The sequence below is a fragment of the Pseudomonas sp. CM25 genome (assembly GCF_013179705.1).
Lineage (GTDB): Bacteria > Pseudomonadota > Gammaproteobacteria > Pseudomonadales > Pseudomonadaceae > Aquipseudomonas.
In genome coordinates this window covers 1-10,362 of record NZ_JABMCW010000202.1, presented here as the reverse complement: position 1 = coordinate 10,362, position 10,362 = coordinate 1, and the positions used below count along the sequence as shown (strand labels likewise).

At 64.4% G+C, this 10,362-nt stretch carries 10 protein-coding genes; 7 read left to right on the top strand and 3 right to left on the bottom strand.

What is annotated here, in order from left to right:
* Window positions 1–59: 59 nt before the first annotated feature.
* Entirely contained in the window at window positions 60–1,271 is a 1,212-nt protein-coding gene (gene cbiE / locus HP546_RS19445; RefSeq protein WP_172228462.1) for a precorrin-6y C5,15-methyltransferase (decarboxylating) subunit CbiE, read from the bottom strand.
* A 231-nt stretch (window positions 1,272–1,502) separates the two neighbouring features.
* Between cbiE and cobG the strand changes: the two genes are divergently transcribed.
* The 7 genes from cobG to HP546_RS19410 all read left to right on the top strand — a co-directional run bounded on the left by cobG (window position 1,503) and on the right by HP546_RS19410 (window position 8,072).
* The gene (cobG, locus tag HP546_RS19440) at window positions 1,503–2,834 is read left to right on the top strand and encodes a precorrin-3B synthase (RefSeq protein ID WP_172228460.1); all 1,332 of its coding nucleotides are present in this window, start codon (window positions 1,503–1,505) and stop codon (window positions 2,832–2,834) included.
* Complete coding sequence (locus HP546_RS19435; RefSeq protein WP_172228458.1) at window positions 2,827–3,453, top strand: precorrin-8X methylmutase; 627 nt, start codon at window positions 2,827–2,829, stop codon at window positions 3,451–3,453. Before cobG ends, HP546_RS19435 begins: the two co-directional genes overlap by 8 nt.
* Complete coding sequence (locus tag HP546_RS19430; protein ID WP_172228456.1) at window positions 3,450–4,184, top strand: precorrin-2 C(20)-methyltransferase; 735 nt, start codon at window positions 3,450–3,452, stop codon at window positions 4,182–4,184. The genes HP546_RS19435 and HP546_RS19430 overlap by 4 nt, the downstream gene beginning before the upstream one ends.
* The gene (gene cobJ, locus HP546_RS19425) at window positions 4,172–5,869 is read left to right on the top strand and encodes a precorrin-3B C(17)-methyltransferase (protein ID WP_172228454.1); all 1,698 of its coding nucleotides are present in this window, start codon (window positions 4,172–4,174) and stop codon (window positions 5,867–5,869) included. The genes HP546_RS19430 and cobJ overlap by 13 nt, the downstream gene beginning before the upstream one ends.
* 120 nt (window positions 5,870–5,989) lie before the next feature.
* The gene (locus HP546_RS19420) at window positions 5,990–6,673 is read left to right on the top strand and encodes a hypothetical protein (protein ID WP_172228452.1); all 684 of its coding nucleotides are present in this window, start codon (window positions 5,990–5,992) and stop codon (window positions 6,671–6,673) included.
* A 54-nt stretch (window positions 6,674–6,727) separates the two neighbouring features.
* On the top strand, window positions 6,728–7,423 hold the full coding sequence (locus tag HP546_RS19415; RefSeq protein ID WP_172228450.1) for a hypothetical protein: 696 nt from the start codon (window positions 6,728–6,730) through the stop codon (window positions 7,421–7,423).
* Window positions 7,416–8,072 carry a hypothetical protein gene (locus HP546_RS19410; RefSeq protein ID WP_172228448.1) on the top strand — a complete coding sequence of 219 codons (657 nt, stop codon included), beginning with the start codon at window positions 7,416–7,418 and terminating at the stop codon, window positions 8,070–8,072. Before HP546_RS19415 ends, HP546_RS19410 begins: the two co-directional genes overlap by 8 nt.
* On the opposite strand, the gene HP546_RS19405 is transcribed toward HP546_RS19410, so the two are convergent.
* Both HP546_RS19405 and HP546_RS19400 read right to left on the bottom strand, forming a co-directional pair.
* Window positions 8,069–8,665 (bottom strand): MarC family protein, encoded by a 597-nt coding sequence (locus HP546_RS19405; RefSeq protein WP_172228446.1) that lies wholly within the window; start codon window positions 8,663–8,665, stop codon window positions 8,069–8,071. The two genes, HP546_RS19410 and HP546_RS19405, sit on opposite strands and share 4 nt — an antisense overlap.
* 44 nt (window positions 8,666–8,709) lie before the next feature.
* The coding region (locus tag HP546_RS19400) for a response regulator (protein ID WP_172228444.1) at window positions 8,710–10,362 on the bottom strand (1,653 nt) is incomplete at its 5' end.

The window sequence follows — 10,362 nt, the reverse complement described above, 5'->3', positions numbered from 1 at the left end:
TGGCGCAGCTGCCGGTGGTGAGGCCGCTGCGCAGAGCGGCAGGCTGTTCGCGGGTTTCTTCACGCATCGACGGGTTTCACCACTTCCAGCAGGGTGATCGGCAGCGCCTGGCGCCAGGTGTCGAACGAGCCCAAGGGTTGCGCGTGGGCGACGTGGATGCGGGTCAGTTCGCCACCGTGGCGTTCGCGGAAATGCGCCAGGGCCAGTTCGCTTTGCAGGGTTACCGCATTGGCCACCAGCCGGCCGCCGGGGCGCAGGCTTGCCCAGCACAGGTCGAGCACACCTTCACGGGTGACGCCGCCACCGATGAAGATTGCATCCGGTTGCTCCAGACCTTCCAATGCCATAGGGGCCTTGCCGCGTACCAGTTGCAGGCCGGGGACGCCCAGCGCATCGCGGTTATGTTCGATGAAACCCTGGCGGCCTTCATCGGCCTCGATGGCCAGGGCGCGACAGGCCGGGTGGGCGCGCATCCATTCGATGCCGATCGAACCGCAGCCTGCGCCAACGTCCCAGAGCAATTCACCGGGCTGGGGTGCCAGGCGCGCCAGGGTGATGGCGCGGACATCGCGCTTGGTCAGCTGGCCGTCGTGCTCGAAGGCACTGTCTGGCAACCCGGCCAGCCTGTGCAGGCGCGGCGCATCGGGTGCCGCCAGGCATTCGATGGCTACCAGGTTGAGGGCAGCGATATCGGCATGCGGCCAGTCCTGCGCAGTGCCGGCCAGCGTTTTTTCCGCGTCGCCGCCCAAGTGTTCGAGCACCTGCAGGCGGCTTGGACCGAAGCCACGCGCACGCAGCAACGCGGCGATCGCTGCGGGGCTGTCGCCATCGTTGCTCAGCACCAGCAGGCGCACGCCGCTGTGCAGGCAGGCATTCAGCGCCGTCAGGGGGCGTGCGACCAGCGACAGCACTTGCACGTCCTGCAGCGGCCAGCCCAGGCGGGCGGCCGCCAGGGCACAGGAAGAGGGCATCGACAGCACGCGCATTTCTGCTGCAGGTACCTGGCGGGCCAGGCTGGCACCGACGCCATAGAACATCGGGTCGCCGCTGGCCAGAACGCACACCGGCTCGCCGCGCAGGGCCAGCACCGGGGCCAGGGAGAACGGGCTTGGCCAGCCCAGCCGTGTGCCGGACACGCAGCGAGGGAGCAAGGCCAGCTGGCGGGGGCTGCCGAAGATCTTTGCAGCGGCCAGCAGCGCGCGCCGGGGCTGTTTGCCCAGGCCAGTGAAGCCGTCTTCGCCGATGCCTATTACTGTCAGCCAGGGGGTCATGTGTTTCAATCCGCCATTTTTGGGGGCGCTTTGCGCCCCTTCGCGGGTGAACCCGCTCCTACAGGATGTGGGGCAACGATGATCCTGTGGGAGCGGGTTTACACGTGAAGAGGGCGACGCGGTCGTGAATTTCTACTCAAACGCCGAGGATGCTCGACCACCGGCTTTTCATGCCGCCGGACAAAGCAGGCATAATACCGCGCCTTCTCCACTCAAGCGCATTTTCACAGATTGCCGGACACCCCTTTGAAGCAGGCCAATGCCCCCCACGTATCGCCCCGCCCCTCGGCCTGCCCGGGGTTGTGGCGCATTGTCAGTGCCCGCGACGGCGGGATCTGCCGGATCAAGCTGCCCGGTGGCCTGCTGTTTGCCGACCAGGCCGATGCGGTGGCTGCAGCGGCCGAGCGTTTCGCAGGCGGCGTGATCGAAGCCACCAACCGCGGCAATTTGCAGATACGCGGTATCGGCAGCCACCACCGCGAGTTGGTCGAGACACTGCTCGCTGCCGGCCTGGGCCCGCGTGACGCGGCGGGTGACGATGTGCGCAACCTGATGCTCAGCCCGCTGGCCGGGCAGGATCCGACGATGCTGCTGGATGCCCGGCCGTTGGCTGGACGAATTCTCGAGCTGCTGGAAGGCACACCGCGTTTTCATCAGTTGTCGGCCAAGTTCGCCGTGCAACTGGATGCCGGCGAAAGCCTGGCGATGCTCGAACACCCCCATGACCTGTGGCTCTCGGCCCTGCGCCTGGAGCAGCAGACCTGGCTTGCGTTTGGCCTGGCGGGATGCCCGGCTGAAGGCCAGGTGCTGGGCGCCGTGCCGCTGGAGCAAGGCCTGCAATTGGTGCGCGCTGTGCTGGAGCGCTTCCTCGACCTGGCAACCCCGGTGCAGTCGCGCATGCGCCAGTTGCTCGAAGCCTGTTCGGTAACCGATTTCATCGACGGGCTTGGTCTGGCCATTCGCCGCGACCCAGCCGTGCTCGCATGGCGACGTGAACCCCACAACGCTTCTTGGCTGGGCGTGCTACCCCAGGCCCAAGGCCTGGCGCTTGGCGTTGCCCCGCCGCAGGGCCGGCTGACCCCCACCATGCTGCGTGGTGCCGCGCGCATTGCCCGTCAACTGGGCGATGGCAGCTTGCGCTTGAGCCCCTGGCAAAGCCTGGTGCTGCCCAACCTGCAAGCGCAACACATCAACCAGGCCCAGGCCGATTTATCCGCACTGGGCCTGCTCTGCAACGACCATGAACCTCTGGCGCGCATCAGCGCCTGCACCGGCGCCAGCGGCTGCGCGAAGGCCCTGGGCGAAACCAAGGCCGACGCGCTGACCCTGGCCACGCTGCTGGGCCCGGGTGCGCCAGCCAGCGTGCACTTGTCCGGTTGCCCCCGATCCTGCGCCATGGCCCATGTTGCCCCGGCCACCCTGCTGGCCCGTTCGCCGGGCCGTTACGACCTGTACCTGCGTGATGCGCGCCAGCCTGGCTTCGGTGCCCTGCGCGCCACCGACCTTACCTTGAATGAAGCAGGCGCCATGCTCGACCTGCCGACGGAGCACCTTGATGATTGACTACATCCGCGATGGTCAGGAGATCTATCGCAATTCCTTCCGGATAATCCGCGAGGAGGCCCAGCTCGAGCGGATCCCCGCAGACCTGGAAAAGCTTGCCGTGCGGGTGATCCACGCGTGTGGCATGGTCGACGCCATCGATGGCCTGCAATTCTCCGCAGGCGCCGGCCGTGCCGGGCGCGAGGCACTGTTGAACGGCGCGCCGATTCTGTGCGATGCGCACATGGTCGCCGAAGGCATCACCCGGGCCCGCCTGCCAGCGGACAACAAGGTCATCTGTACCTTGCGTGACCCGAGCGTGCCTGGCCTGGCCAAGGACGCTGGCAACACCCGTTCTGCCGTGGCCCTGGAGCTGTGGCGCCCCCATCTGGGAGGCAGCGTGGTGGTGATCGGCAACGCACCCACTGCGCTGTTCTACTTGCTGGAAATGCTCGATGCTGGTGCCCCGAAGCCCGCGTTGATCCTCGGCTTCCCGGTCGGCTTCGTCGGTGCAGCCGAATCCAAGGCGATGCTCGCTGCCGACAGCCGTGGCGTGCCGTTCGTGATCATGCAAGGCCGCCTGGGCGGCAGCGCGATGGCTGCTGCGGCAGTCAACGCCCTGGCCACGGAGGTGGAATGATGGCGCCGCGTGGACGTCTGCTGGGCCTGGGCGTGGGCCCTGGCGACCCTGAACTGATTACCCTCAAGGCCCTGCGCCTGCTGCGCGAGGCCCCTGTAGTCGGCTATTTCGTGGCCAAGGGCAAGCGCGGCAATGCCTTCGGCATCATCGAGGCACACCTGCAGCCCGAGCAGGCCCTGCTGCCGCTGGTCTACCCGGTCACCACCGAAGCCTTGCCAGCGCCGCTGTCCTACGAGCAGGTGATCAGCGACTTCTACGACGAGGCCAGCGTGCAGGTGGCCGAGCACCTGGATGCCGGTCGCGATGTGGCGGTGATCTGCGAGGGTGACCCATTTTTCTATGGCTCCTACATGTACCTGCATGATCGCCTGGCGCAGCGCTACGAGGCCGAGGTAATCCCCGGCGTCTGCTCGATGCTCGGTGGTGCTTCGGTACTGGGCGCGCCGCTGGTGTACCGCAACCAGAGCCTGTCGGTGCTGTCTGGCGTACTGCCGGCCGAAGACCTCAAGCGCCGCCTGGCCGACGCCGATGCGGCGGTGATCATGAAGCTTGGGCGCAACTTCCCGAAAGTGCGCGAAGTGCTGGCCGAACTTGGCCTGGACGGGCGCGCGCTGTATGTGGAACGGGCGACCATGGCCAACCAGAAGATCGTGCCGCTGGACCAGGTCGACCCGCAGTCGTCGCCCTACTTTTCGCTGATCATCGTGCCGGGTGAAAAATGGCAGGGCTGAACATGCACAAGGCACCGGCGATCGTCATCCTCGGCCCAGGCAGCCTGGCCACGGCGCTGCGTATCCAGCAGTGTTATCCACAGGCGTCGATCCATGGCCTGGAAGGCCGGGTCGAAGGTGTCGACAGCTACTACAGTGTGTTCGGCGACACCCTGCGCGAGCTGTATCAGCGGGATACGCCGATCATTGCCCTGTGCGCTGCGGGCATCGTCATCCGCAGCCTGGCCAGCCTGCTCGACGAGAAAGGCACAGAGCCGCCGGTGCTGGCCGTGGCCGAGGATGGTAGCGCCGTCGTGCCGTTGCTCGGTGGGTTGGGCGGCGTGAACGTCATGGCGCGCGAAATTGCTGAGGCGCTGGGCGTAGCCGCCGCCATTACCACCAGTGGCGAGTTGCGCTTCGGCACCTGCCTGCTCAACCCGCCGCAGGGCTATGCCCTGGCGGATATCGAGCAAGGCAAGCGCTTTGTCTCCGACCTGCTGGCTGGCGAGTCGGTACGCATTGAAGGTGACGCACCGTGGTTGCTGCAGGCGCAGTTGCCTGCCAGTGAAGCGGCCCGGCGCACCATCCATGTGGGGCATCAGGCGCGCCCGGCCAGCCGCGACGAACTGCTGATCCATCCGCGTTCGGTAGTCGTCGGTGTCGCCGGCGGCAATCTGCACGCTATTCGTGCTGCATTGCAGCAGGCTGGCATCGCCGAGCCCGCACTGGCGTGCGTGCTGGCCGACGAGCAAGCCATGGCCGATAGCGCCCTGCGCGAAGCCGCAGCGGCCTTGGGTGTTGCCTTGCGCTTCGCCGCCAAGCCACACGATGTCGCCAGCATGGTTGCCACGGCGTTGCCCGAAGCTCGGTTGATCGAGCAGGCCGAGGTGGTGATTGCAGTGTCGCCTGCACCAGTCGAGGTGGCGCAGATCGGCCGCCGCCGCGGTCGCCTGGCGGTAATCGGCCTGGGCCCGGGAGCTGCCGAGCTGATGGTGCCAGCGGTCAAGGCAGAGCTGGCGCGTGCACAGGATGTACTCGGCTACGAAACCTATGTGCGCATGGCGGGCCCGTTCCGCGACGATCAGGTGCAGCACTGCACCGACAACCGTGAAGAGATGCAGCGCGCTCGGCACGCCTTCGAGCTGGCGGCCCAAGGCCGTTCGGTGGTGGTGGTGTCGTCGGGCGACCCGGGCGTGTTTGCCATGGCGGCCGCAGTGCTCGAAGCCTTGCATGAGTCCAGCGACCCTGCCTGGCATTGCGTTGACCTCGAGATCCTGCCGGGGGTGTCGGCCTCGCTCGCAACGGCGGCCCAGGCGGGCGCACCGCTGGGGCATGATTTCTGCGTGATGTCGCTTTCGGACAACCTCAAGCCTTGGTCGATCATCGAAAAGCGCCTGGACCTGGCGGCACAGGCCGACCTGGTGCTGGCGTTCTACAACCCGATCTCGAAATCCAGGCCGCACCAGCTTGGCGTGGCGCTTGAAGTCGTGCGCCGACATCGGGAGGGGACCACGCCTGTAGTCCTTGGCCGTGATATCGGTAGGCCGGGGCAGACGCTGAAAGTAGTCACCTTGGCCGAATTGCTGCCGGAAATGGTCGATATGCGCACCATGGTGCTGGTCGGTTCGTCGACGACATGCACCTTCGACCGCGCCGATGGCGGGCTGTGGGTGTATACCCCGCGCTGGTACCACAGCCACCCCTGAACAAGGGCATGCCGACGGCTAAGGAAGTGCTGCAGGGCGGGTTGAGTTTTGCGTTGCCGTTAGGTTTGTGGCTGGAGCCAGAGGGCTCCAACCGTAAATATCCAATGGAGACCCAAAGCGATGGCCGTGAAAAGCGAGAAACTGGAACTTCAGGTACTACCGGACAAGAACCTGTTCGTGTTCCCGGACGCTATGTCCGACATGAACCGTGACGTTGCCAAGGCATGCCATGCCTTGGCAACTCAAGGTGCCAACAAGCAGCACGACCCTATCAAGGAGACTCGGGAGTGGTTCAAGCAGTACGTTTTCCTGATGTCCAAGATGGGTTGGGCCCCGACCAATGTCGACGTGCAGGAAGTAACCCAGAGCGACAGGCAACTGGAAATCAGCAACTTGGTGGGTAAAGGCTTGCAGGCCGCCTACGGGATCTTCACCGGAGAGGTGGCAACTGCGCTCGAAGGCCTGGGCAAGACCGTCATTGCCGCACTTGCCGCCAGCACTAAAAACGTCGAGATGTTGAACCGCAAGACGTTCGAAGATGACCGCACCGGGTTGAGCCTTGCCAAATGCGAGCAGACCTCAGCCGGCCAGGTAGCCATGCTGGTCAGCGCGATCCAGACCGATGCCAAGCCTGATAAATCAGCCAACTACCTGCTGCTCAAGTGGGAAAGCAGCGGCACCCGGAACTTTGCCTGTGGTGCGGTGTTGAACTTCGACCCGCGTCAGTACGACAAGGTCCGCTCGCTGGTTGAAACCAAGCTTGATGACAATGCCTTGCAGGTATTGCTGGCCCTTGAAATCTGATCACTGAGTCGGCCCGCCGGCATCACGGTGTCGGCGAGGCTGGAGGGCGAAATCATGCAAGCCAATTATGCTTTGTGGCTAAACGGTAACAGCCTGGTATGGGTTCATGCTGCCGTCAGCCAATCAAGGGTAGACGATCTGCTCAATATTCAGCTGGCCGCCTATCTGGCTGCCAGCAAGCGTCACCCACGTAACTTGCGCCATGACGGCTGGCACCGGGAATACCTGCGGGTGCAAGGCAGCTTCGGTTGTACTCCGGTCACTGTGCAGGCCCGCCCGGTTTCCGCGCCGCAGGCCGCATGTTTCGAGCCGTGGGCCATCCTTCGGGCCAACCTGCTGGCTGCTCTGGCCGCTGAATCGCATGCAGAGGCAGGGCGTTGCCTGGACATGTTCAAGGCAAGCCCTGACCCAGCCCTGCAGCAGGCGTTGTGGGCAGAATGCATACGGCCGCCGGATGCCGGGGGTGACAGCCATGCTCATGTGGAACTGCGATTGGTATTGCCAGACGGTTCCATCGTCAGCACCGAACTCAGATTCAGCACTGCTTCGCCGCCTGATGCGCTATGGCTCTGGCAAGTTCTGGAGCCCGCGTGCGACGAGCCCCCCCAGCAACTCGACTGTCGTTATCAGACCAGCGCCAAGCTTGTCGACCGGGTGAGCTGCGGCCTGCAAGCCGCCATTGGCACCAAGAAAGCGCAGTATCGCGGCCAGGTACAACCGCCAGTGGCACAGGAGCCTGTCCATGAGTAAGTTCAATCAACCGGCTGCCAGTGCCAGTGTTGTCCACAGCAGCCTGATGTCATTCTTGCCGGGGGTCAGCCCTCAAGCGCGTGATGACCTCCTGCTGGCCAACGCGTTTGCCCAGCAGGTCGCCTGGGGCGATCTGGACGAGGGGCTAGAGCCTGACTGGTTCAGGAACTACTGGCGAAACCTGGCTGCGCTAGGGTTTGATGGCAAGCTGGCACCCGCAAGCCGAAAGTTCGGCCCTGACCGGCAAACCCTCGCCGAGCGCGCCGTGGCGCAGGTCGAGCAGCTAGGCTCACCTGCGCACGGTGCGGTGGCCGAACAGTCCTTGCAGGCACTGCGCAATGACAGGCAGTCACTGTCTGCCTTCGAGTCCCGCGCACTTGCGAAGGACAAGGCGCGTTTCCAGTTGCTGCCCTGCGCCCAGCAGCCGAACGGGTTCATCGACCTGGTGATACTGCACATGGAAATGTCACTCAGGCATTCGACCAGCGGGTTTCTGTACCTGGAGTCGAAACAGGAAGTGCAGGTCGTTGATATGCGCGTGGAAGTGATCCACTTCAATCTGCAAGGGTTCCGCGAAGACTATCGCAAGCGGGCTGAAGCGAGCGTGGCGCGCAGTAGCCAGCGAGCGATACGCGACCTTCTGCTCTAGGGGGCCAGGTAGCCTTTGATGCCGGTGAAAATGATCTGCGCCGCTAGGGCGCAGACAAACAGCCCCATCAGCCGGCTGACGATCTGCAAGCCCTGGTCGCCCAGGATTCGCTCGATGCGGTGCGAAAGGTACAGCACCAGGCCGACGGTGAAGCTGGCCAGCACGATACCCACAATAGCCAGCAGCTTGTCATCCCAATGCGGCTGGCTTACGCCCATCACCAGCAAGGCACCGATGGTACCCGGCCCGACAGTGAGCGGTATGGTCAGCGGCACGATGGTGACATCCTGCTGCACGTTATCGGCCTGAACCGCCGATTTGCCCTGGGCCATGCCCAGCGCCGAGATGAACAGCACGCTGCCGGCACCGATGCGGAAGGCGTCGGCAGTGATGCCGAAGATGCCGAAGATCGCCCGCCCGAACAGGTACAGCAGGATGCTGGCGATGACCACCGCAAAGGCCACCTTCCAGGCCAGTTGCTTGCGTTCCTTGCTGGAGTGGCCGCGGGTCAGGCTGATGAAGCACGACAGCACGAAGAACGGGCTGTAGAGCACGAGCATTTTCAGGTAGACGCTGAATAACTCATGGAGCATGAGCGCTGGTCCTTGGCATGATGGATTGGTGTAGGCGCTGACAGTCAGGAACTGTGCGCCGGGTCCACCTCGGTTTCGCGGTGGTTGGCCCAGTACTGGATAAGTTCACGCAACTGCGACAGCTCCACAGGTTTGGCCATGTGCCCGTCCATGCCCGCCAGCCGCGCGCGTTCCTTGTGTTCGGCAAGAATGTGCGCGGTCAGTGCCACCACCGGGGTGCGGTGGCGCTGGTTGTCGGCCTCCCACACACGCAGCTGTTGGGTGGCCGAGAAACCGTCCAGGATCGGCATCTCGCAGTCCATCAACACCAGGTCATAGCGTTGCGCCTTCATCGCCTGCAAGGCCTCTTCGCCATTGCAGGCGGTGTCGGGCTCAAGATTGAGCTTGCCGAGCATGCCGCGGATCACCTTGGTCGAAATACTGTTGTCTTCGGCCACCAGTACGCGGAAATCACCGGGCAAGTCCAGGGCCTGCGGGATACCTGGCAGGCTGGCCGGCACGGCCTGCTCGCGCCCGCGTTGGGCCAGCTCCTCGGCCAGGGTGGTCTTGAGTGTGTAGCCGGCGACCGGCTTGGCAAGTATCCGCTTGACCCCCGCGTTGCGCGCGATGACCTTGCTCGGCGCGTTGCTGATGCCGGTAAGCATCACCACCAGGATATCGTGGTTCAGGCTGGGGTCTTCCTTGATTTTCGCCGCCAGCTGCATGCCGGTCATGCCAGGCATGTTCTGGTCCAGCAGCACGGCGTCGAAGTAGTCGCGCAGGTGGGCCTTGGTACGCAGCAATGCCAGCGCTTCTTTGCCCGACGGCACCGCGCTGACGTTCATGCCCCAGGCGCTGCACTGTTGTACCAGCACCTTGCGGCACGTGTCGTTGTCGTCCACCACCAGCACCCGGGCATCGCGCAGCGGGCTGTCGAGGTCGGCGGGAGGTTGCTCCAGGCGCGAGGGGTCCAGCGGCAAGGTCAGCCACAAGGTATTGCCCATGCCGGTACTGCTCTTGATGCCGAATTCGCCCTGCATCAGGCCGATCAGCTGTTTGGCAATGATCAAACCGAGGTGCCCGCCCAGCTTGTTGCTGGACAGGAAATGGTGGCTGTGCAATTCGGCTTGCAGCAAGGCCTCGCGATCAGCGGCCGGCAGCGGTTCGCCGCTGTCTTGCACGGCGATGCGCAGGCGCGGTATCTCGCCCCGTTGGTCCAGGGCCACCACCAGCAGGATCTCGCCCTGGGTGGTGTTTTTCAGGGCGTTTTCCAGCAGGCTCGACAAGGCCTGGCGCAGCCGCGTCGGGTCGCCGCTGATCACTCGCGGCACTTGTGGCTGGGTGAAGCTGATCAGCTCGATGTTCTGCTGTTCGGCCTTGGCACGGAAGATGTTCAGGCAGTCCTCGATCAGTGCATTAAGATCGAACTGCACGTCATCCAGTTCGATCTGCCGGGACTCCAGCTTGGAAATGTCGAGAATTTCGTTGATCAGGGTTAGCAGCTCGTTGCCGGCGCTGTGAATCGTCTGCACGTAGTCGCGCTGCTTCACCGACAGCGGTGTGCCCAGCAGCAGCTCGGTCATGCCCAGCACCCCGTTCATGGGGGTGCGGATTTCGTGGCTGATCTTGGCCAGGAACTCGGCTTTGGCGTTGATTTCGGCGTCGCTGGCGGCCAGCGCACGGCTGGCGCTGAACCGTTCCTCGCTGATCCTGCGCAG